Genomic DNA, 21,981 nt, shown 5'->3' on the forward strand with positions numbered 1-21,981 from the left:
AGTGCCGATTTTAATTGTCGCTGGCAAGGACCTCGTTCTCATCCTGATTGTCGCGGATGGTCTCGAGGACTTTTGGAGTGGTGTAAGCGGCAGGACGTCCAGCCCCGGTGCGGCGGGCCTGAGCCGTGCGCCGGCGATAACTTTCGACGTTCATCTCGAAGATCGTGGCGTGATGCACGAGCCTGTCGACCGCAGCGAGCGTCATTGCTGGGTCCGGGAAGACGCGGTTCCATTCGCCGAAGGGCTGGTTAGCGGTGATAAGCAGGGATCTGCGCTCGTATCGGGCACTGATCAGTTCGAAGAGGACGGAGGTCTCCGCCTGGTCGCGTGAGACGTAGGCGAAGTCGTCAAGAATGAGCAGATGATACTTGTCGAGCTTGGCGATTGCGGATTCCAGCGTCAGTTCGCGGCGAGCGACCTGCAGACGTTGGACGAGGTCAGAGGTGCGGGTGAACAGTGCTCGCCAGCCATTTTCCACCAATGCTAGGCCGATCGCCGCCGCCAGATGGCTTTTGCCGCCGCCTGGCGGGCCGAACAGGATGAGATTGGAACCTTGGTCGAGCCAGCCATCGCCGGCGCACAGGGCCATGACCTGGGCCTTGGAGATCATCGGCACGGCCTCGAAGGCAAAGCAGTCCAACGTCTTGCCCGCCGGCAGGTGGGCTTCAGCCAGATGACGCCCGATCCGGCGGCGATCGCGTTCGGCGAGTTCGTGTTCGGCGAGAGCTGCAAGGAACCGGCTCGCGGGCCATCCTTCCTTATCCGCCTGGGCCGCAAAATCTCCCCAGATATGCTTGATGGTTGGCAAGCGCAGTTCATTGAGCATCAGGCCCAGGCGCTGTGCGTCGATCATGGGAGCCGTGCTCATGCCGCTTCTCCCTGTTCGATCAGCCCGTCGTAGATCGAGAGCGAGACCATCTCGACCACAACTTCGGGCAAAGTGGCGGGATCGGGGCTAAAGCGGCCCCGAAGTGCCGACAGGCATGGGGTCCTGCGGATTGCCAGGTCCTCCTCCAGGATATGGGCGAGCTCCGCCTCACAGGCGCGCTCGTGGGCCATGGCCAGAAGCTCAACCATGATCCGGCAGGCTTCTTTCTCGCCCACAGCTTCCAGCAAGTGCTCGAACATGAGGCGGTAGGGTGCGCGGGGGAACAGGCTGTCACGATAGACCAATCCACGCAGCGCCATCGGCTTGCGGCGCAGGGAATGAATGACATGGCGATAATCGACAACGTGGCCGTGCTTACCGTTCACACCGGCGCGGCCGCGCTGCAGGGTCATGAGCCTTGTGCCGCCGATGAAGACATCGAGACGGTCGTCGTAAAGGCGCACTCGCAGGCGATGACCGATCAGGCGCGAGGGGACCGTGTAGAAGACCTTGCGCAGGGTGAAGCCGCCCGAGGACGTCACTGTCACAAGGACTTCCTCGTAATCGGTAGTCCTTGCGTTCGGGAGGGATTGCAGCGCCTTGCGCTCAGCATCGATGCCGGGACCGTGGCGCCGGTTCCTTGCGGTCACGACTTCGTCGATGAAGCGGCGATAAGCGGCAAGGTCGATGAAGTCCGTGGTTCCGCGCAGTAACAGCGCGTCCTTCACTGCAGCCTTGATATGACCGTGGGCGCTCTCGATCGCACCGTTCTCGTGGGCAATGCCTGTGTTGTTGCGCGTCGGCTCCATTCCATAATGGGCGCATAGGGCGTCATAGCGCCTGGTCAGGTCGGCCTTCGCATCGGCGTCCAGATTGCGGAAGGCGGCCGACAGGCTGTCGGTGCGGTGGAGCCTGGGCGCTCCGCCGGCAGACCAGAGCGCATTCTGCAGCCCTTCGGCTAGGGCGACGAAACTCTCGCCGCCCAGAATGACGTGTCCATGTTCAAAGCCGCCGCAAGGCAGGCGGAAGTGATAGAGCAAGTGGTCCAAGGGTGCCCCGGCGATGGCGACCTCCAGATCGTTCATGCACGTAAAATCGGACATGCCGAGCCGCCCCGGCTCATGAACCTGCCTGAAGATGACTTCCCGATCCTGGCCGTTCAGAGCGCGCCAGTCGCGAATACGCCTCTCCAGGGTTCGTCGTGAGCCGAACTCGGTATCCGGGTACCGGCGGCGCAGTTCCTCGAAGATCGCGACAGGACGAAGACCGGGAGCGGCCTCCAGCATCGGCACGACAACCTCCTCGAAAATGCCCGATAGCGGATCAGGGCGCCGTCGGCCGCGCGGCGCCTGTCGCTGGGAAGGCAGGCGCGCATCCTGCAGCACCCGATAGCCGGTCGCCGGGCTGAAACCGGCCTTTGCCGCTGCCAGGGCGACGGGATCGTTACGTCTGTGGGTCATGAAAAGTCTCACCTGATGATCGTTGATGTGTCGGCCCGCCACACGCCAGGTCCTCCTTCCCAAGAAAACCCAATGCATAGCGGCCGCCGCGACCATCACAGGCACCCTTCAAAACGCGCCTCCTGCGTTCCGGCATCGGCTACGGGCTACGCCCTTCGCCAATCCCGGAACGCAGGATTCTCATCTTGTTTGTCGCGCTTTCTCACCCTGAATGTCGCGCGACATGCAGAATCATTTTATCGAGCGTCAGATCCGACACCGCCTGCCGCAGCCGGGCGTTCTCTCGCTCGAGATCCTTCATCCGCCGTGCCTGATCCATCTTCAGCCCGCCGTACTCCTTGCGCCAGCGGTAATAGCTCTGTTCGGTGACGCCGATCCGCCGGCAGGCGTCGGCCACCGTCCCGCCCTGCGCCAACACGATCTCCGCCTCACGCAGCTTGCCGATGATCTCCTCCGGCTTGTGCTTCCGAGCCATTCCATTCCTCCTTCGTGGTCAAGACTACGATAGTCGATGGGCCACTCAGAAGGGGGCAGATCAGTTAATGGCGAGCGGCACGATGTGCTCCTCGTGGAGCGCTCCCCCTTCGCTTGTGTAGGTGGTGACACCGCAGTAAATGCAGAGTCCAGCCGGCGCGCACCGATGTTCCGGGCGCCTCGGGAGCGGGTCGAAGGTTACCCAGCTCTCGGTCTCGCGATCCCATCGCGAAATGCCTTCCGGACCAAATCGTTCGTCGCTTGCCATAACAGAGGCAAATCAACCTCGCGTGCTGAGGGTGTCAATGACATTGGCACCTGTAATCAATACGGTCCGGTGACAGGCGCCGGCCTAACGTTTCCAGCGGTCCTCGAAATGGGTGAGCGGCATTTCCGCGACGATCGTGGGTTCTCGCCCTTCGCCCTTCAACCGCTCTTCGCGATGCACCGCTAGTGCGAGGTAGATCATGGCGGCCCGGGCAAGTTTGAGGAGCCTCAATGCCTTCGCGACGAATGCATCGCTGCCGATCGAGATGCCGAGATCGCCCGTTGATCGCTCGCTGGCAGGCGTTGCGGCCCACCCCTGAGTGATGTGCAGATATTTGTGCTCAAGATGATTGCGTAGAATGAATATCTCGCGCGCATCAGGGTTGGTCACCTGCTGCATCTTCTCCTCAAACAGATCCTTCGACAACCAGAACAAGCCCAGAAGGGGCCAGTTCTCGTAGGTGACGAAGCGGTCGTGCAGGCCCTGACGGACGTCGCCATCGGTGTACCAGACAGACCGAAAACCGACGCGATGTATTGGCGTCCCGAGCTTCCAATAGTCATTGATGAAGTAGCCAACCTTGTCGAGCAGACCATAAGCGAGCCGAAAGGCAGTGCGCATCTTTTCGGTCGACATCGAGTAGCTCGGATAATCTAGGGTGTTGTAGAGCCGCACCCGGCGATCGGCGAAATGAACGCGGTCTTCGCCAGCCTCGGCGACGCTCTCAAACAGCATTAATCGCGCAAACGCATATTCCTGCTTCATCTGATTGAAGAGGCCTATGACCGGCGGCATGCCGGGTATGTCGTGCGACACGGTCAGTGGCGGAAGCATGAGATAGTCTTCGGCGGCGACGGGGGCATCCACGACATCATTGAGCGGATTGATGAACAGCCGCCGCTTCACACACCAGTCCCGATAGTCTCGCTCAGTGCGGTTGCGGCCAAGATCGGTTCGCTCAGGATCGAAGTCGCGGGCGATCGCTTCCAGATCGAGGCGATCGGCGATCTCTCGCCCCCGCTCCTTGAAATAGCGTCTGGTAGATAGCGGATACGGCGCATCCCACAGAGTCCCCGGTGCGGTCGTTGCCATGAACGAGCGCTCTGCGTGGAGCAGCAGGATTTCCTGATCATAGCGGTCGGCACTCGCCAGTGCGTAGAATTTGAGACCGGTGCCACGGCTTCCGAGCGCCATTGCGAAGTTCGGGAGGATGGCGAGCGCGCGATCCCATAGCTCGACCGCCTCGATAAACCGGCCAACATCATTGAGCTGGATGCCGAGGTTGGTGAGGATCTGGCATTGTCGCACCGGATCGAGATCATTGAAGCCGTCGCTATAGCTCGCGCGCAGCAGTTCGAAGATCTGCTTCTCGCGGTCGGGCTGCTCCCACACGCGCGGCCCCGGCGTATTAGTGACGATGCGCTTTGCTTGCCACGCATTGGCTCGGAAATAATGCAGGATAACGCGGTTGGCGGGCGTCAAATCGCGGCGTTCGATCAACCGCAACTGTTCGAACGCTCGAATGACGGCCGGCTTTGAACCGAGATCGGACGCAAGGTCGATCAGGGTGCCGACGCTGTCGAGCGCCTTGTCATCCGACATGCGCTTGAGTGGTGCCCGCATCAGCCGCTCGAGGTCATCGCTCGACATGCGATCCGCCTTCATGTGCGTCATTTGCCATCAAGGCCGTGGCGACCGCGTAAATGGGGGCGCCATACCGCCCCCACCACCGCGCGTCGGTGGTTAGCGCCTGCCGTAGATTCGGCTCACCTTCGGCGTGGCGTGCGGACGACCGCGACACGATGACCGTCTCCCAACCGAATTGATCCCCCGTGACATCGATAATGAGGCCGTCGAGTTCGAGCCAAGCATGCCCACCATGCCACGCGCCGCCGGGCAGATCATTGTCTTTGACAACGTAAAGCGGCTCAATCCCGAGTAGATCGCGCAGATATCGACCGAGCAATTCACTGGCGTGCCCGCACGCCCCTTTTGGAAAATTGGACACGGTGACTTTGTGCCAGACGAGCGGGTCAACACTGTCGAGTGCGGCGCGAAACTGCTTGGCAGCATCTAGGATCAGCGCATCGTCCACGTGAGGCTGCGCCATTAGCCGAGCAGTGGCAAAACCAGCGCTGCAACGATCGCCGCGGCGCCGCGCTGTCGCAGGATGCGCTGATTGGCCAATTCGTCGTCCTCATCGACCGCGACGTCGTCGTCCTCGAACCGGGCTACCGCGACGGGACCATCTTTGCGGTAGGCGGCATCGGGTGTGTCCGGATCGCAGAAGCGCCGGGTTAGGCGCGACAGTGCATCGAGAATGACGTCGCGATGCGGTGTGTCCAGTGCCCGCGCAAAGGCGTCACGCGCGGCATCGACGCTGCCCTCATAATGTTCGAGGCAATAGACAATATCATGTGCGTCCTTGCGCTCGAAGCGGTCATCAAAGGCAAAGGCCTTGAGGCATATGAAGCTGACGATGTCGGCATAGCGAACCGTCTCGGTCGCCTGACCGTTGCCGTCGAGCAGCTCGGCCGTGATTTCGATCGACTCGTGCAGGTCAAACACCATGGAAGCGTGTGGGATGTTGACCGCCGACACGCCACCTTCGGTCGGCAATTCCTGAACGCGGCCACCTCGCAACGCGGGATCGTCAGCAAGGAATTCGAGGATCATGCTGCCGCCATCGACGATCGCTTTCCAGCGCCATGATTGTTTTACGCCGCGGTCGTTGACCGCGCGCTCAAAGCCCATCGCCCGCAGATTCTCCTCAAGGGTGCGGTACGCCTCGGTATCCGCGAGCATCGCGATATCGACGACGACATCGACGTCGCCAGTGCCCGCATGGGCCGGAACGGCAGGTGGGCGCGCCTTGATCAGATAGCGCGGGGCAAGGCCGCCAACGAGGAAGATCGATTGCCGCCAAGGTCCAAGATTGCGAAGCAGCGTCACAAGAACGCGTTCGCACGCTTCGGTCACGGGTTCGGTATAGCCGCCGATGGTTTTGGGCTTTGTCATCAGGCGCGCAGTTTTTCCGTGCGGAGGTGCCCCGCCATCTCCTTCGATCTCCCCGAACCCTGCAGCAAGTCGACGTAGACCTGCAGGGCAGGAGCGAAGACAATGCCGTTGCTTTCGTCATCGACGATGACATCGCTGGGGCTTTTGGTTTGCAGCACGCCGAGGTTCCAGCCTTCGCTGACCGGGTGCGCTCCCATGTCGTCGAGCACGCGATCGCGCAGGCGACCAGGCGGCATCCGACAACGGATTTGCGAGATGGTGCTCAGATAGGGCGCGTAATGCTGGGCCGCGGCCTCGCCCGTCACCGCGTAAACCAGATTGCTAGCACGACAGCTCTTATCAAGCTGTCGGCAAAGCGCGTGACTGTCTTGGGCGGGTACATAATATCGCGTGATCCTGGGGGGCTTCTGCTCAACGGCGTAGCGTGACCATTCATCCAGCAAAGGTGTCGCGTCGCGCAAACGCCGGACTTTCGCCGGGCCATTGCCTTCGACGTCGACCCATTCGCGACGTTCCATTTCGCTAAGCGTTGCCGAAGCCGTGGCAGGCGACACTTCGGCAAGCTCCGCCAGCTCCTTCACGCCGATCCATTCATCGCGGTGGGCAAACAGGGTGATAATCGTGCGCGCCTTCTGGCCTTCAAGGATCGACAGGATGCGGCGTGACCTTTTTGGCGGGGGGCGATCGATCAGAATGTAGAGCGCGTTGCTTGGAATGAAGAGCGATCCGCCAAGATCGTAGAAGCCGACATTTTCCTCACGCAGGAGATCACGGGCGCCGCGTGAGATCGCACGGGCAGCTAGGAACGGGATGATTTCCTTGCCGTCAGGATTGGCATGCGCGAGATAATTGCGGAATTGCCACAGCAGTTCGCGGACGTCGCGGGGAAAGGCCTCACGCTTCGCTTCGACAAGCAATTGCAGGCGCTTGCCGGCCACTTCCAGATCGATGGAGGCGTCGATCTGACGATGTCCGAACGCCCGCTGGTGATCGGTCGCCATGACATGGGCGTGGGGCAACCTGCCTATCGTCTCAATGAGGGATCGCAGCAGCTCCTGCTCGCTGATTTCAAACTCGTCCATTATCCACTGCCCAGCAAATTTTGTCCTCATAGCGAATATATCGTTTAAAGTCCATATTTGCTGCGCACCAAATTTAACCTATATATGTGGTATGGCGAAAGCATCACAGCCTCGCAAACGCGTCACCGTCGCGACCACCCGCTCGACCGCAGGCCCCGGCTATGCGTTCGAAGACCTTGTCGCCGCCGACCTGCTCACGCGTTTCGTCTTAGATATGCCGATTACCGGAATTGAGGTTCCTGGCTGTGAAATCCTGTCGCAGGCCGGAGCGCTCGGATGGGCAATCGACGATATTGTCTGTGTCGGATCGAGTCCGGACGGACATGCCCATCGGCTCGCGCTCTCCTGCAAGAGCAATGTTCAGGTGACGGCATCCGGATGGCCGAAAGATTTCGTCGAAGCGGCCTGGACGCTGTGGCGGACACAGGCGCCCTTCAACCGATCGACCGACCACATCGGTCTCGTGACGCGCGGACGCAATGCGGCGTTCGACGCGCTCTGGTCCGATCTCAAGCTATGGTGTGGTGATCCGGACCCGGCACTGGCCATCGGGCGAATCAACGCCAGCCAGAAACACCGCAAAGTCTTCGACACGGTACATAAGCCAGGACAGGTACAAGGTGTCTTGCCGGACGCAGCCGACACCATCGCGCTGATCGCGAAACTGCACCTCTATCCGCTCGATTTTCAGCTGAGCCCATCATTGAACCTGGAGCAAGCCAAGCAGCGCTGCCGCACGGCATTGATCTCGGAAGCGCAGGCAGAAGCCGACACGCTGTGGGAAGCGCTGGTCCAGACCGCCGAGACCGCGCGCTTGGGAAGCGGCATCATCCGCCTGCCACGTCTGCTCGGCGATCTATCCGCTCGGTTCGGACTGAAGGCTCATCCCAGCATATCGGCCGCTTGGCAGTCGCTGCGCAATCTGTCGATCGACCATCGCGACGGGATCGAAATCGCCCTCCCCAACGGACATGTCGTCGCCCGGCAGCGTGAGACGTCCCGACTGTCGCAGCTGTTGCACGCCTCGCGAGCGTGTATCGTCATAGGTGAATCCGGCGTGGGTAAATCGGCATTGGTCGCCCGGCTGCTGGATCAAGAATTCGCCGACGCAACCCACATATGGCTTGGTCCCGACGTGCTGCGCGCCGCCTTGAGCGCAGCGGGGCGCTCGGCGATTGGGCTGGACCAGGACCTAGGACTGGTCCTTGATCGTAGCCCCGGCGACGACAAAATCCTCATCCTCGACTCGATCGAGCGTCTCGACAGCGCCAGCGTCGGCAAACTCACCGCTTTTCTGTCGCTGCTCGGTGCCAACACTGCGTGGCGCGTCGTCATGATCACACAATCGGGGTCTGAAAATCAGCTTCGCGCGAACGGCCCACTTGCCGACGCACCGGTCCTGCCAGTGCCAATATTGCCGACCGCCGCGATCCGCGCTGCGCTGCGCAGCGCTCCGCAACTCGCCTGGATCGCTAATGATCCTGCCATCCTGCCGCTCTTCGCCAATCTTAAGACACTTGGCTGGGTGGTAACCGCGGAATCCTCGTTTCGCGAGGACGGCACCGGCGCACCGACCTCGACCGCCGAAATCGCGGATCGTCTTTGGACGCGTTGGACATCCGGCACCGCCACGACCCAGCTCCAGCGGCTACTCATCCAGCTGGCCGTTCGCGATGCCGCGTTCGAACGAAGCTTCGCCATCAGTGACCTCGCTGCTGGCGATCTCGCTGCATTCGACCAGCGCTCCAGCGAATTGCCGCTGCACCGGAATGCGCGCAATCGCATCGAATTCGGCCACGATCTCGCCTCGGACTGGGCACGCTATCAGCGGCTGAAAGAAATCGCCGACGATGTCGGCCAATGGGCGGCGCTGGCACCGCAGCCATTGTGGATCTCGGCACTGCGCTTGCTTGGTCAGTTTCTATTGGCGCAGCCCGACCAGGCCCGTGACGGGTGGGACCATGCATTCGAACAGCTGACCGCCGCCGGCAACGTCGAGGCGAGTGATATCCTGCTCGATGCGTTGTGCCTCGATGCCCAACTCGATCGCCACCTCGAAGACCGGACCGAGCTACTATTTGCTGACGATGGGGAATTACTGAAACGACTGTTTCACCGGTTCCTGCATGTCGCCACGGTTCACAGCATTCCCAGCCATGTCGCGATCGAGGGCGGCCTTCGGATCTATCTCGAAGCCGACATGCGCTTTCCGATCCTCGAACGCTGGGGTCCGATGGGCCGCTTCCTGCACGCTCATGCCCAGCGGGTCGGAGCGCTCGGCGCGCCAATCGTGTCGCGCGTCTGCAAGACCTGGCTTGGATCCCTGCCGACGATGCTGGGCGATCAGCCGATGCCGCTGCGTGACGTCATGGCGACGGTCGCGCTGGAGACGGCACGAACGGAACAGATCATCAGCACCGCCCGCCGGTTTCACGGCGGCGGCGATACCGACAAACTGATCTTTGGTACCGCACTCCTTGGTGCGCCCGATTTGCCGGAGGGGGTCGCAGCATTCGCGCTCGAAATGGCCCAGCGCCGTCCGATGGCGGACGCGACGCAGGCGCGCGTCGACAGCCTGCGCGCCGCCGACCGCGCCCAACGCGTCGCGCGTGCGAAGGATAACCCACCACGGCGACGCGCGCCGCCGCCGCCAAGCTTCATTTCAAGTCGACGGCAATTGCCGCCCTGGCCGCTTGGCGCCAATGCGCGACTGATCGACGCGTTTCGGGATGCCGTGCTGCACGCCAACGGTCTCACGCCGCTGATGAATTCCAATCCCGCCGTCGCGACGGAGGTATTGCTTGCCTGCATCATCGAAGATCAGCCGCATACCGACTATGATCAGTCGATGCGCATCGATGAAGCGCTTGGGCTGGAATATGAGCATGAAAGCTACCCTACGGTTTTCTGGAAAAGCCCCTTCTTTCCCTATTTGACCGCGCAGCCTGAGGCAGCGTTGGCCGCGCTCAAGCAGCTGCTCGACTTTGTTGTGGAACGGTGGTTCGAACAAGCGCCGAAAGATGCCAAGATGCCCGCGCTGACGATTTCCATTTCAGACACCGTGACGCGCACATTCCCCGGAACCTGGGCACATTTCGGATGGTCACAGCATAATTCGACGTCCAGCGGGCAGCTTTACTGCGCGCTCGACGCGCTTGAGCGATGGCTGGTGCTCAAAGTCGATGCCGGCGAGGATATCAGCCCGTGGTGCGAGCGGCTGTTCAACCTTGAAGGGTCCACGGCGATTCTCGGCGTTCTAGTCAATGTGGGCAAGCATCGGCCCGCGCTGTTTCTGGGTCCACTGCGCGTCCTAATCGGGATGGAGGATTTGTATTGGTGGGATCACGGTCGGGTCAAAAATGTCGGTTTCAATTTCGACAGTTTCTCTTGGTACCGACAAGGCGACGCGATCTTCAACATGGCGCGCGACTGGGTCCTGGCGCCGCACCGAAAGGTAGAGCTGCGGACCGTTATTGGCGACCTTGCCGCCCAGAACCCTGATTTCGCGGTAGACCTGCGCACTCGCACGGCCGCTTGGTCCATTCCTGAAAATGCGAAGGAACGGCTTGAACAGCGCATCATGCTGAGCGAGTTCGATCCGACCAATCGCCGGCAGGTTGTTGATGAGGCGAGCGGCGAACAGACATCGCAGGTCATCTATCCGGATGACTTGCAGGCGGACCTGATCGCGTACCAGACCGAATCCAATGCTAAATTGCAGCCGCTCACCTTGCCGCATCAATGCCGCAAGATCCTCGCGCAAACTGGCTCGCTGGCGGACGCTGATTGCGACTATCTCGCTGGCCTGTTGCCGAATCGGAATGATGATCCGGCGCTGGACGAGCCGGCCTCGCGCACGATGATAGCGGCAGCGGCTACGACGTTGGTGGCGCGTGGCGGTGACTGGCTTGTGGCGCACGAGCCGGCGAAGGCACGCGCGATCGATCTCATCAGGCACATCATCGACTGGACGACCGCCGGTGATAATCGTCAGGATCGCATCTCGGGTGATGAGCCACTGAGTTTTGCCGCAATGGGCGCGTTTAGCGCGGCCCTGACGGCTAAAAAACCCGGCGACTGGGACGCGACACTCGTTCAGATCCTGTCGAGCAGAGACCGAGGCGCAATCAATACGCTGATGGCGACGGCCCACCGACACAAGCAAGTGTTGGGTTCGGCCTGGTATCGGCTCAACTTCGTGCTTCTGCTCGTCGCAGCGCTCGATCGGCTTTCCCCGCGGTACGATGAGGACGATCGCATCGCGATCTGGCAACGCTGGCTCGGCCGCCTGCGGGCGCAACCCATTTTCGGGACCGATGCGACAATCGAGATCGTAGATCCCGCGAATATCGCGCGGCGCGCAGAACGCCTGCTGGAGCTTCGGCGCTTGCGCCAACACCCTGACCAACCCGCGCGCCTCAGCGGCAAGTCGCGACGGTTCGCCGGCCTCAGCAGTCATATCCTGGAGGCCGGATATGCGTGGCTGCTCGACTATGAGGACGATGGCACGCTCGCGCTCGACCCGGAAAATCATCGATTACTGGACGATCTCTGGGCTTTTGAGGCGTGGCGCATGGAGGGCGAACGCGACGGCGAAACCAGCATTGATGACGATGACGAATATGACCTGCCCAGCGGCCTCGGCTATGCCATCCTGCGTATCGCGCCAACCTTCGTGATGGCGAGGCCGGCGGACGCTCAAAAAACGTTGTGGCAGGCAATCCTCGCGATCGGGCCAAATGGCCACCGCGCAACCGAGCAATTGGCCGCAGGCTGGTTCCTGCTGCTTTTCAAACAGCCGGACGCCGATCGCTTCATCACAATCTGGAAAGAGATGCTCGATACGGCTTTCGCGGCGGACTGGTCGTCCGGCCGCCGGTGGTATCGCGGACGCGAAATGATCGTAAAGCTGCTGGGTCTCCACGCCCATTCCGAGCTGAGCCAGGCGACTGCAATTCGTGCGCGGTTGCCCGAATTTACCGCCTATTACCGGCGTTGGGCGCAAAGCGACATGGCCCATGACGAGGACGAGCTCGCGACGTTCTGCCATTTCCTGACTACGGAAGCTGGACGGCATATGCGCCTTGACGGTATTTGCTGGGTCCGTGACGCGATGAACACGTCCGATCGCTTCTATCGATCGGGCACCGCCAACAATGTTGCTGAGTTGGTGGACAGCGTCCTGGCCCAGAATGGCGACGATCTACTGAGGCAGCAGCCGGTGCGCGACGCGGTTATCGAAATCGTGGCCAAGCTGGTGGCGGCTCAGGTGCCAACCGCTATGGGGCTTCAGGCGAGACTGGCTGCCCTCAAATGATCCCGCGCATGCTTCCAATAGGGGCGCAAGCCACTGCCGCGGCCGAAATTGCTCGCAAGCCGCCTGTGATCTAACAGTTTCAATCTCGGTTCCCGCAGGCAGACGCTACGCTATCGTGAGGAAGCTGCATTTTTGGTGATTACCCCGTGATTACATTTGCCAAAATGCGCTTCCAGGATTCGATATTTTGCTGCGATATATCAGATCGTTATATGATTTTTGATCCTGTGGTCTGGTACTTCCGCTACCGCCGCAAGTGATCGGCCCGGCTCGCGGCCCACGCTGATAGGAAAAGGGGCTCCGAAACCGGAGCCCCTTTCTTTTTGCCCTACCCGGTGATCCCGGCGGCGGCGAGGGCCGCCAGCGTCAGCACATCGGGCGCGATCGCGGTCATCGGCACGATCTGCACCGGCTTCTCGGCGCCGATCAGCATCGGCCCGATCGAGGTGGTGCCGCCGATTTCCTTGAGCAGCTTGGCCGAGATGTTGGCCGACTGCAGGCCCGGCATGATCAGCACGTTGGCCGGCGCCGAGAGGCGGCTGAAGGGATAGAGCGCCATGATCTTCGGATTGAGCGCCGCGTCGGGGGCCATTTCGCCCTCGTACTCGAAGTCGACCTGTTCCTCGTCGAGGATGCGGATCGCCTCGCGGGTCTGCTCCAGCCACTTGCCCGAGGGGTTGCCGAAGGTCGAGTAGCTGAGGAAGGCGACGCGCGGCTCATGGCCGAGGCGACGGGCGACGGCAGCGGTTTCCTTGGCGATAACCGCCAGTTCCTCGGCGCTCGGACGCTCGTTGATCGTGGTGTCGGCCATGAACACGGTGTGGTTCTTGCCGACCAGCATGTGGATGCCGAAGGCCAGCTTGCCCGGGGCGGGATCCAGCACCCGGCGCACTTCCTTGATGGTCTGCGCGAAGGGGCGGGTCATGCCGGTGATCATGGCGTCGCCCACGCCCAGCTTGAGCAGGCCGGAGGCGAAGATGTTGCGGTCGGTATTGACCATGCGCTGCACGTCGCGCTGCAGGAAGCCGCGGCGCTTGAGGCGCTCGTAGAGCATCTCCACCATCGGCGCGACATGCTCGGACACCATCGAGTTCTCGATGCGGAAGCTGTCCGGATCGGGCACGCCCAGTTCGGCCATCTTGTCGAGGATGACCTGGGTCCGGCCGACCAGGATCGGTTCGCCATAGCCGAAATCACGGTACTGGATCGCCGCGCGCAGCACGACTTCGTTGTCGGCCTCGGCAAAGATCATGCGCTTGGGGTTGGCCTTGACCTGCTCGTAGACGCGGGTCAGCACCGAAGTGGTCGGGTTGAGGCGCGCCTTGAGCTGGTGGCGATAGGCTTCGAAGTCCTCGATCGGACGGGTGGCGACACCCGAATCCATCGCCGCCTTGGCGACCGCCATCGACACCACTTCCATCAGGCGCGGGTCGAACGGCGCGGGGATGATGTAGTCGCGGCCGAACTGCTGCGCTTCGCCGTAGGCGGCGGCAACGTCCTCATGGACCTGCTCGCGCGCCAGTTCGGCAATGGCCTTGGCAGCGGCGATCTTCATCTCTTCGTTGATCGCGGTGGCCGAAACGTCGAGCGCGCCGCGGAAGATGAAGGGGAAGCCCAGCACGTTGTTGACCTGGTTCGGATAGTCCGAACGGCCGGTGGCGACGATGGCGTCGGGGCGCACCGCCTTGGCTTCGGGCGGGGTGATTTCCGGGGCCGGGTTGGCCATCGCGAAGATGATCGGCTCGGGCGCCATGGACTTGACCATGTCGGGCGTGATCGCGCCCTTGGCCGAGAGGCCGAGAACGACGTCCGCGCCGACAAGCGCTTCGGTCAGCGTGCGCCTGTCGGTCTTCACCGCATGGGCCGACTTGAACTGGTCCACCCGCTCGCGGCCCGGATAGATCACGCCCTTGGTGTCGCAGACCAGCACGTTTTCGTGGCGCACGCCCATCGACTTGATCAGCGCGGTGCAGGCCAGCGCCGAGGCCCCGGCGCCGTTCACCACGACCTTGATCTCGTCCAGCTTGCGGCCGGTGATGAGGCAGGCGTTGATGAGACCGGCGGCGGCGATGATCGCGGTGCCGTGCTGGTCGTCATGCATGACCGGGATGTTCATCCGTTCGCGCAGGGCCTGCTCGATGATGAAGCACTCGGGCGCCTTGATGTCCTCGAGGTTGATGCCCCCGAAGCTGGGTTCCATCATGGCGATGGCCTCGATCAGCGCGTCGGTGTCCTCGCTGGCGAGCTCGATGTCGATGGAATCGACGTCCGCGAAGCGCTTGAAGAGGACGGCCTTGCCCTCCATCACCGGCTTCGAGGCCAGCGCGCCGAGGTTGCCCATGCCCAGGATCGCGGTGCCGTTCGAGATCACCGCGACGAGGTTGCCCTTGGCGGTATAGTCGTAGGCGGTGGCGGGGTTGTCGGCGATTGCCTGGACCGGCACGGCGACACCCGGGGAATAGGCAAGCGAGAGGTCGCGTTGCGTGGCCATGGGCTTGGACGCAACAATCTCGATCTTACCGGGGCGCATCGTGCTGTGATAGAACAGAGCCTCACGCTCGGTGAACTGGATCTTGGGCTTCTCGGACAAGCGGTTTCTCCCGGATTTGGCACGGGCCCTATCGAATGTTTGCGCCACGCGATAGGGGAAAGGCGTGTTTGCGCCGCTTCACAAGGGGCAAGGCGCGGCGCTAACGCTCATGGCCATGAGCAGCACGACCGATACCGCCGCCGCGACCCCGATGATGGCGCAGTACCTCGCCTTGCGAGAGGTGGCGGGCGACTGCCTGCTGTTCTATCGGATGGGCGATTTTTTCGAATTGTTCTTCGACGATGCGAAAACCGCAAGCCAGGTTCTCGATATTGCACTCACCACGCGCGGCGAACATGGCGGTGCGCCGATCCCGATGTGCGGTGTGCCGGTGCACGCCGCCGAGGGCTACCTTGCCCGCCTGATCAAGGCAGGTTGCCGGGTGGCGATTGCCGAGCAGACCGAAACGCCCGCCGAGGCCAAGGAGCGCGCGCGCAAGGAAGGCCGGGCATCCAAGGCCCTGGTCCGGCGCGACATCGTGCGTTTCGTGACGGCGGGGACGCTGACCGAGGAATCGCTGCTGGAGCCGCGCCGCGCCAATGTGCTGGCGGCGGCCTGCGAGGTGCGCGGCGTCGTCGGCATTGCCGCCTGCGATATCTCCACCGGCCGCATGGAACTGGAAGAGTGCCTGCCCGACCGGCTGGGTGCTGCACTGGCGCGTCTGGGCGCGCGCGAACTGGTGGTACCGGATGGCTGGGAACTGACGCCGGAAGGCGCGATCCGCCGTTCCGCGCACGAGTTCTCCTCGGATGGCGGCGAGGAGCGGCTGAAGCTGGTCCACGGCGTCGCCACGCTTGACGGGTTCGGCGCGTTCACCCGCGCCATGCTGGCGGCGGCGGGCGGGCTGATCGCCTATCTCGACCATGTCGGCCGGGGCAAGCTGCCGCTGCTGCTGCCGCCCGAGGCGCGCAGCAGTGACGGTGCGCTGGCAATGGACGAGGCGACCCGCGCCAGTCTCGAAATTCTCGAATCGTCGCAGGGCGGCCGCAAGGGCAGTCTGGTCGAGGCGATCGACCGCTGCGTCACCGGCGCCGGTGCGCGCCAATTGGCCGAAGACCTTTCCGCCCCGCTGACCGACCGTCATGCGATTGCCGAGCGGCTGGAACTGGTCGAGTGGCTGCACGACGACGCCCTGCTGCGCGAGGATATGCGCGCGGCCTTGCGGGCGCTGCCCGATGTCGGCCGCGCGCTGGGGCGCGTGGTGGCGGGGCGCGGCAGCCCACGCGATCTCGGCCAGCTTCGCGACGGTCTTGCCGGCGCGCGCCGCATCGGCGAGCGGCTGGCGCAGATCGACGGGTTGCCGGTGCTGCTGGACCGGCTGATGCCCGAACTCGGCGGTCATGCGCAGCTCGTCGATCACTTCGCACAGGCGCTGGTGGAAACCCCGCCGACCGAGCGCGGGCAGGGCGGCTATATCGCCAGTGGCTACGATGCCGCCCTCGACGAGCTGCGCGTCACCTCGGGTAATGCTCGCCGCGCGATCGCCGCGCTGGAGGCAAAGTACCGCGAGGAAACCGGCGTCGCCGCGCTGAAGATCAAGCACAACAACGTGCTCGGCTACTTCATCGAAGTGCCGCAGCGCCATGCCGACAAGCTGCTGGAGCCGGACAGCGGATTCACGCACCGCCAGACCATGGCCGGCGCGATGCGCTTCAACGCGCTCGCGCTGCATGAAGAGGCCAGCCGCATCACCGAGGCGGGCGCCCATGCGCTTGCCGCGGAGGACGCGCATTTCGAGGAACTCGTGGCGGAGGCCGTGGCCGCCCGCCATGCCATTGCCCGTACCGCGGCGGCGCTCGCCCGTTTCGACGTGGCGGCGGGACAGGCCGAGCGCGCGGCCGAGGGCGGCTGGGCCCGCCCCGAAGTGGTCGATGGCCTTTCGCTCGAGATCGAAGGCGGCCGTCACCCGGTGGTCGAGGCCGCACTGAAGGTTCAGGGCGAGCGTTTTGTCGCCAACGATTGCCGGCTTGCCAGCCATGACCGGCTCTGGCTGATCGGCGGCCCCAACATGGGCGGTAAGTCGACCTTCCTGCGCCAGAACGCGCTGATCGTGCTGCTGGCGCAGGCGGGCGGTTTCGTGCCCGCCAGGTCGGCGCGGATCGGCATGGTGGACCGCCTGTTCAGCCGCGTCGGCGCGTCGGACAACCTTGCGCGCGGGCGTTCGACCTTCATGGTCGAGATGGTGGAAACCGCCGCCATTCTGGCGCAGGCGACCGACCGCAGCTTTGTCATCCTCGACGAAGTGGGGCGCGGCACGTCGACCTACGACGGTCTGGCGCTGGCATGGGCGGTGGCCGAAGCCGTCCACGAGACCAACCGCTGCCGCTGCCTTTTCGCCACGCACTACCACGAGATGGCGCGGCTGGGCGAAACCTGCGAGGCGCTGTCACTTCATCACGTCCGCGCGCGCGAGTGGAAGGGCGATCTGGTGCTGCTCCACGAACTGGCGGAGGGGCCGGCGGATCGCAGCTACGGCCTTGCCGTCGCGCGCCTCGCCGGGGTGCCGCCCAAGGTTATCAGCCGCGCCAAGTCGGTGCTGGAAAAGCTGGAAAAGGGCCGCGCGGAAACCGGGGGGCTTGCCGCTGGCCTCGGCGACCTGCCGCTCTTCGCGGCGGCGCAGGACGCCCATGAGGAACAGTGCGACGTCCTGCGCGACAAGCTGCGCGAGATGGACGTCGATGCGCTGAGCCCGCGCGATGCGCTGGAAATCCTCTACGACCTCAAGCGCGAGGCGGGCACGGAACCTTAACCGGATTGCGCTAGGTTCACGCGCATGTTCGGGCCCAAGATCAGGAATGTCTTCAAGAGCCGCTGGCACGCGCTGTTCTGGGCAGCCAGTATCCTGACGACCGCCTATTGCACGGTGCCATCCCCGGACGGCGGCGATGACGACGATTCGGTCACGCGGTTTGCCGAAAGTGTGGCGGCGCGGGCCGGGGCACAGCAGCAGGCGGCGCACAAGAACCCCTGGGCCAAGGACCCCGCGCCGAACTGATTTTCCGGGATCAGCTATCGTCGTCCGCGAAATCCTCGTCCGCGGCGTTTTCGCGGCCATAGCGGTCTTCGAGGTCGTCCATGGTCTCCTCGCCGCGATAGGCGGACATGTCGATGACGCCGCTGGTGTCCATCTGGTTCATGTGGTCGACGAGGTCCTCGGCGTCATCTTCGTCCGCGATGCCGCCCTTCGCTTTGTCGCTGTCCTCGAGGCCAAGCGCATCGGTGGCGCGCCCCTGCGCCGCTTCGGCGACCGACTGGGCCTGCGCTTCCTCGTCGTCCTGTTCGGGATTGAAGGTTTCGGGTGCGGAATCGTCGGAACGGTCGATCATGGCGAGTCTCCTTTGCCGGTTAAACGGCTAAGGGATCGCCCCGGTTCCGGTCTTGGACCTTTGCGACGCAAAGCGCGGCTTTGCGTCGCAAAGACGTGCGTCAGCGCGTCGGGACCGGCACTTCGCCCGAATAGTCGTAGAACCCCCGGCCGGACTTGCGGCCGTACCAGCCCGCCTCGACGTACTTCTGGAGCAGCGGCGCGGGGCGGTACTTGGGATCGCCGGTGGTGGAGAGGAACACCTTCATGATCTCGTAGAGGGTGTCGAGGCCCACGAAATCGGCCAGCGTCAGCGGGCCCATCGGGTGATTGGCGCCGAGCCGCATGCCCGCGTCGATATCCTCGACCGAGGCGAGCCCTTCGCCCAGCACGAAGATCGCCTCGTTGAGCAGCGGGCAGAGGATGCGGTTGACCACGAAGCCGGGCGCATCGCCCGCCAGCACCACGGTCTTGCCCAGCGCCTCGCCGAAGGCCTTCATCCGCGCGGTGGTTTCGGGCGAGGTGGCAAGGCCGGGGATCACTTCGACAAGGCCCATCACCGGCACCGGGTTGAAGAAGTGCAGCCCGCAGAAGCGCGCGGCGTCGGGCGAACTGGCGGCCATGCGGGTGATCGGGATCGAACTGGTGTTCGAGGCAAGGATGGCATCGGCGCCGAGCACTTCGCCCACGGCAGCAAAGATCTTCAGCTTGATGTCTTCGCGCTCGGTCGCGGCCTCGATGATGAGATCGCAGTCAGCCATGCCGGAATAGTCGCCCGCGGTGGTGATGCGGGGCAGCAGCGCGTCGACATCGGCCTGGGCGATCTTTTCCTTGGCCACCAGTCGGGCGAGGCCCTTGGCGATGCCTGCCTTGCCCTTCTCGGCGTTCTCGACCGAGATATCGGAGAGGATCACGTCCATGCCCTTGCCCGCCACGGTCTGGGCGATGCCCGAGCCCATGATGCCCGCGCCGATGATTCCGACTTTGCGCACTGCCAAACTCCTCACGTTGTTATGGAACGGGCGCCTAGCGGTTCTGGCCGGGCACCCAAAGCACGTCGTCCGCGCCATTGGCATTGACCGCCCGGGCGAGGACAAAAAGATAGTCGCTGAGGCGATTGAGGTAGCACAGCGCCGCCGGATTGGCGGGGACTTCGGCGGCCATGGCGACGGCGGCGCGTTCTGCCTTGCGGGCCGAGGCGCGGGCGATGTGGACGCGCGCGGCGGCCTCGCTGCCGCCCGGCAGGATGAAGCTCCTGAGCGGCTGGAGATGGGCGTTGATCGCGTCGATCTCGCCTTCCAGCCAGGTGACTTGCGGGAAGACCACGCGCAGGGTCATCTCACCCGGAGTGAAATCGTCACCGCCAGGGTCTTTGGGTGTGGCGAGGTCGGCGCCAAGGTCGAACAGGTCGTTCTGGATGCGGGTGAGCACGGCGGCATGCGGCGTGTCGGTCAGCGCGCAGACGGCAAGGCCGATGGCACAGTTGGTCTCGTCCACCGCGCCGATCGCTTCCATGCGCGCGGCATGCTTGGGCAGGCGGGAACCGTCGACAAGGCCCGTGGTGCCGTCGTCGCCGGTGCGGGTGTAGATCTTGTTGAGCTTTACCAAGGTGGGGTCCTTTGAAATCCGCAGGCTGGCGGATTCGGGCGGCAAAAACCGGGTGCGGCCTAGCGCGCCATCGCCAGCAGGATCGCGCAGACCAGCACGGCGGCGGCCTGGTACTTGATGCGGTTGAACATCATCTTGTTCTGCAGAAGCTGGTTCGCGGTCGGGCCGGTGGCGCCGGGATCGCGATTGAGGTCTTCCTTCGTGCCTTGCATGAAAGCGACGATGCCGCGCACGAGGCTGACGACAACCATGATCACCAGAAGGATGATGATGGGGACGAGAATGGTGCTCATGCCGACAGGTCTACGCCCGTGCCGAGCGAAATGCCAGCCGGGAAGCGCCCCTGCCGGAGCGCCTCCACGATGGCTGTGCCGTCCTCGCCCGCGCGCCGGCGATCGCCCAGCGAGGGGGAGCCGCGCCGCTTGGCCAGCTTGCGCCCGTTGGGCTCCACCAGCAGCGGGTGATGGTGCCAGACCGGCACCGGCAGGCCGAGCAGGGCTTGCAGAAGCCGGTGGACATGGCTGGCCGGAAACAGGTCCATGCCGCGGGTGACGAGGGTGATGCCGTCCGCCGCGTCGTCGAGCGTGGCGGCAAGGTGGTAGCTGGCAGGCAGGTCCTTCCTCAGCAGCACGACGTCGCCGAAAATTGCGGGTGCGGCGGGCTGCGGGCCGGCGCGTTCGTCGCGCCATTCGAGAGGGCCGGTAAGGTCCAGCGCGCGGGTGACGTCAAGCCGCCATGCGGCGCCCTGGGGATCGACCGCCTTGTGGCGACAGGTGCCGGGATAGACCGGGCCATCAGGGCCCATCCGGGTGGCGGCAGCGGCGATCTCGGCGCGGGTGCAGCGGCAGGGGTAGAGCAGGCCCATGGCTTTGAGGCGCTCTCCGGCCTCGACGTAGCCGTAGAGGCGCCGGGACTGGAAACCGGCCTCGCCGTCCCAGCCAAGGCCGAGCCATTCGAGGTCGCGGAAAAATTCCTCGGTGAATTCCGGGCGGCTGCGTTCGCCGTCGATATCCTCGATCCGCAGCCGGAATTCGCCGCCCTGCGCGCGGGCAAGATCGTGCGCGACCATGGCGGCATAGGCATGGCCAAGGTGCAGCGGGCCGTTGGGGCTGGGGGCAAAGCGGGTGCGGATCATCGTTTGCTCTCCCTAGCCGCTGGGCATGGCTCCGCAAGGGTTTGCAACTTTGTGGATAACCGTGGGGGAAGGTGTGTGCAAAGTGTGGGCCGCTTGTGGGTGATCTGTGGAATCCTTGTGGTGAAGCTGTGGATTGTTGTATGGGGCCAGCCCCGAAGCGGCTTGACGCCGACTCGCGATAATGCTGCAAAGAAACCCATGCGTTGCCATGAAACCGCAATGACAGCCTGCGACAGGAGGCCATGCTCAGATCGGAGCTGATGGAGCGCGCGGCCCGGTTCCGCAGCGCGGAGGAAGATCCCTCCCGAAGTCTTTCGGACTGTCCTGCGCTGGTGCTCAATGCGGACTATACGCCGCTTTCCTACTACCCGCTGAGCCTCTGGCCCTGGCAGACCGCGATCAAGGCGATCTGTCTCGAACGGGTGGATATCGTCTCCAGCTATGACCGGGTGGTCCACTCGCCCAGCTGGTCGATGCAGATTCCCTCGGTGATTGCCCTCAGGCAATATGTGAAGCCTTCCGAATTTCCGGCCTTCACCCGTTTCAACCTGTTCCTGCGCGACCGCTTCAGTTGCCAGTACTGCGGCTCTCCCCATCAGCTCACGTTCGACCACGTGATCCCGCGCCGTCTGGGCGGCCGGACCAGCTGGGAAAACATCCTTACCGCCTGCTCCCCCTGCAACCTCAAGAAGGGCGGGCGCACCCCCAGGCAGGCGAACATGCCGCCGCTGGTCGCGCCGATCCGCCCGACCAGCTGGCAATTGCAGGAACGCGGCCGCGCCTTCCCACCCAACTACCTGCACGAAACCTGGCGGGACTGGCTTTACTGGGACATCGAACTGGAAGCCTGACGAGGG

At 63.6% G+C, this 21,981-nt stretch carries 16 protein-coding genes and 1 pseudogene; 4 read left to right on the forward strand and 13 right to left on the reverse strand.

Annotated features, from left to right (window positions below; translation table 11 throughout):
• Window positions 1-10: 10 nt before the first annotated feature.
• The 7 genes and pseudogenes from istB to CA833_RS07535 all read right to left on the reverse strand — a co-directional run bounded on the left by istB (window position 11) and on the right by CA833_RS07535 (window position 7,170).
• Window positions 11-868 carry an IS21-like element helper ATPase IstB gene (gene istB / locus CA833_RS07505; protein WP_207077822.1) on the reverse strand — a complete coding sequence of 286 codons (858 nt, stop codon included), beginning with the start codon at window positions 866-868 and terminating at the stop codon, window positions 11-13.
• The gene (istA, locus tag CA833_RS07510; protein WP_370584490.1) at window positions 865-2,406 is read right to left on the reverse strand and encodes an IS21 family transposase; all 1,542 of its coding nucleotides are present in this window, start codon (window positions 2,404-2,406) and stop codon (window positions 865-867) included. Before istA ends, istB begins: the two co-directional genes overlap by 4 nt.
• Window positions 2,407-2,545: 139 nt before the next feature.
• Window positions 2,546-2,803: pseudogene (locus tag CA833_RS07515) on the reverse strand (transposase); the annotation flags it as partial.
• A gap of 351 nt (window positions 2,804-3,154) precedes the next feature.
• Complete coding sequence (locus CA833_RS07520; RefSeq protein WP_207079678.1) at window positions 3,155-4,735, reverse strand: LA2681 family HEPN domain-containing protein; 1,581 nt, start codon at window positions 4,733-4,735, stop codon at window positions 3,155-3,157.
• Window positions 4,707-5,165 carry a hypothetical protein gene (locus CA833_RS07525; RefSeq protein WP_207079679.1) on the reverse strand — a complete coding sequence of 153 codons (459 nt, stop codon included), beginning with the start codon at window positions 5,163-5,165 and terminating at the stop codon, window positions 4,707-4,709. Before CA833_RS07525 ends, CA833_RS07520 begins: the two co-directional genes overlap by 29 nt.
• Window positions 5,166-5,179: 14 nt before the next feature.
• A complete protein-coding gene (locus CA833_RS07530; RefSeq protein ID WP_207079680.1) occupies window positions 5,180-6,088 on the reverse strand; it encodes a GSU2403 family nucleotidyltransferase fold protein in 909 nt (302 codons plus the stop codon).
• The gene (locus CA833_RS07535; protein WP_207079681.1) at window positions 6,088-7,170 is read right to left on the reverse strand and encodes a helix-turn-helix domain-containing protein; all 1,083 of its coding nucleotides are present in this window, start codon (window positions 7,168-7,170) and stop codon (window positions 6,088-6,090) included. Before CA833_RS07535 ends, CA833_RS07530 begins: the two co-directional genes overlap by 1 nt.
• Before the next feature lie 91 nt (window positions 7,171-7,261).
• On the opposite strand from CA833_RS07535, the gene CA833_RS07540 reads away from it, so the two are divergent.
• On the forward strand, window positions 7,262-12,487 hold the full coding sequence (locus CA833_RS07540; protein WP_207079682.1) for an ATP-binding protein: 5,226 nt from the start codon (window positions 7,262-7,264) through the stop codon (window positions 12,485-12,487).
• A gap of 328 nt (window positions 12,488-12,815) precedes the next feature.
• On the opposite strand, the gene CA833_RS07545 is transcribed toward CA833_RS07540, so the two are convergent.
• On the reverse strand, window positions 12,816-15,017 hold the full coding sequence (locus CA833_RS07545; protein ID WP_370584575.1) for an NADP-dependent malic enzyme: 2,202 nt from the start codon (window positions 15,015-15,017) through the stop codon (window positions 12,816-12,818).
• A 211-nt stretch (window positions 15,018-15,228) separates the two neighbouring features.
• On the opposite strand from CA833_RS07545, the gene mutS reads away from it, so the two are divergent.
• Both mutS and CA833_RS07555 read left to right on the forward strand, forming a co-directional pair.
• Window positions 15,229-17,826 (forward strand): DNA mismatch repair protein MutS, encoded by a 2,598-nt coding sequence (gene mutS, locus CA833_RS07550; protein WP_207079994.1) that lies wholly within the window; start codon window positions 15,229-15,231, stop codon window positions 17,824-17,826.
• 24 nt (window positions 17,827-17,850) lie between these two features.
• Window positions 17,851-18,072 carry a hypothetical protein gene (locus CA833_RS07555; protein WP_207079684.1) on the forward strand — a complete coding sequence of 74 codons (222 nt, stop codon included), beginning with the start codon at window positions 17,851-17,853 and terminating at the stop codon, window positions 18,070-18,072.
• A gap of 10 nt (window positions 18,073-18,082) precedes the next feature.
• On the opposite strand, the gene CA833_RS07560 is transcribed toward CA833_RS07555, so the two are convergent.
• The 5 genes from CA833_RS07560 to gluQRS form a co-directional block, all read right to left on the reverse strand.
• Window positions 18,083-18,403, reverse strand: coding sequence for a hypothetical protein (locus tag CA833_RS07560; protein WP_207079685.1), 321 nt, complete (start codon window positions 18,401-18,403; stop codon window positions 18,083-18,085).
• Window positions 18,404-18,503: 100 nt separating this feature from the next.
• Window positions 18,504-19,373 (reverse strand): 3-hydroxyacyl-CoA dehydrogenase family protein, encoded by an 870-nt coding sequence (locus CA833_RS07565; RefSeq protein WP_242526316.1) that lies wholly within the window; start codon window positions 19,371-19,373, stop codon window positions 18,504-18,506.
• Between the two features lie 34 nt (window positions 19,374-19,407).
• Window positions 19,408-19,989 (reverse strand): cob(I)yrinic acid a,c-diamide adenosyltransferase, encoded by a 582-nt coding sequence (locus tag CA833_RS07570; RefSeq protein WP_207079687.1) that lies wholly within the window; start codon window positions 19,987-19,989, stop codon window positions 19,408-19,410.
• Between the two features lie 59 nt (window positions 19,990-20,048).
• Complete coding sequence (locus CA833_RS07575) at window positions 20,049-20,282, reverse strand: HIG1 domain-containing protein (RefSeq protein WP_207079688.1); 234 nt, start codon at window positions 20,280-20,282, stop codon at window positions 20,049-20,051.
• The gene (gene gluQRS / locus CA833_RS07580; RefSeq protein WP_207079689.1) at window positions 20,279-21,124 is read right to left on the reverse strand and encodes a tRNA glutamyl-Q(34) synthetase GluQRS; all 846 of its coding nucleotides are present in this window, start codon (window positions 21,122-21,124) and stop codon (window positions 20,279-20,281) included. Before gluQRS ends, CA833_RS07575 begins: the two co-directional genes overlap by 4 nt.
• Window positions 21,125-21,366: 242 nt before the next feature.
• On the opposite strand from gluQRS, the gene CA833_RS07585 reads away from it, so the two are divergent.
• Window positions 21,367-21,975 carry an HNH endonuclease gene (locus CA833_RS07585; RefSeq protein WP_142636274.1) on the forward strand — a complete coding sequence of 203 codons (609 nt, stop codon included), beginning with the start codon at window positions 21,367-21,369 and terminating at the stop codon, window positions 21,973-21,975.
• Window positions 21,976-21,981: the final 6 nt, after the last annotated feature.

Source organism: Novosphingobium sp. KA1 (genome assembly GCF_017309955.1).
Lineage (GTDB): Bacteria > Pseudomonadota > Alphaproteobacteria > Sphingomonadales > Sphingomonadaceae > Novosphingobium.

Excerpts from the sequence above, each read along its gene's own strand:
- CA833_RS07540 (WP_207079682.1), top strand. The coding sequence starts at position 7,262 with ATGGCGAAAGCATCACAGCCTCGCAAACGCGTCACCGTCGCGACCACC.
- CA833_RS07585 (WP_142636274.1), top strand. The coding sequence starts at position 21,367 with ATGCTCAGATCGGAGCTGATGGAGCGCGCGGCCCGGTTCCGCAGCGCG.
- CA833_RS07575 (WP_207079688.1), bottom strand. The coding sequence starts at position 20,282 with ATGAGCACCATTCTCGTCCCCATCATCATCCTTCTGGTGATCATGGTT.
- istB (WP_207077822.1), bottom strand. The coding sequence starts at position 868 with ATGAGCACGGCTCCCATGATCGACGCACAGCGCCTGGGCCTGATGCTC.
- CA833_RS07520 (WP_207079678.1), bottom strand. The coding sequence starts at position 4,735 with ATGAAGGCGGATCGCATGTCGAGCGATGACCTCGAGCGGCTGATGCGG.
- CA833_RS07530 (WP_207079680.1), bottom strand. The coding sequence starts at position 6,088 with ATGACAAAGCCCAAAACCATCGGCGGCTATACCGAACCCGTGACCGAA.
- CA833_RS07535 (WP_207079681.1), bottom strand. The coding sequence starts at position 7,170 with ATGGACGAGTTTGAAATCAGCGAGCAGGAGCTGCTGCGATCCCTCATT.
- istA (WP_370584490.1), bottom strand. The coding sequence starts at position 2,406 with ATGCATTGGGTTTTCTTGGGAAGGAGGACCTGGCGTGTGGCGGGCCGA.
- CA833_RS07560 (WP_207079685.1), bottom strand. The coding sequence starts at position 18,403 with ATGATCGACCGTTCCGACGATTCCGCACCCGAAACCTTCAATCCCGAA.
- mutS (WP_207079994.1), top strand. The coding sequence starts at position 15,229 with ATGATGGCGCAGTACCTCGCCTTGCGAGAGGTGGCGGGCGACTGCCTG.
- CA833_RS07555 (WP_207079684.1), top strand. The coding sequence starts at position 17,851 with ATGTTCGGGCCCAAGATCAGGAATGTCTTCAAGAGCCGCTGGCACGCG.
- CA833_RS07545 (WP_370584575.1), bottom strand. The coding sequence starts at position 15,017 with ATGCGCCCCGGTAAGATCGAGATTGTTGCGTCCAAGCCCATGGCCACG.
- gluQRS (WP_207079689.1), bottom strand. The coding sequence starts at position 21,124 with ATGATCCGCACCCGCTTTGCCCCCAGCCCCAACGGCCCGCTGCACCTT.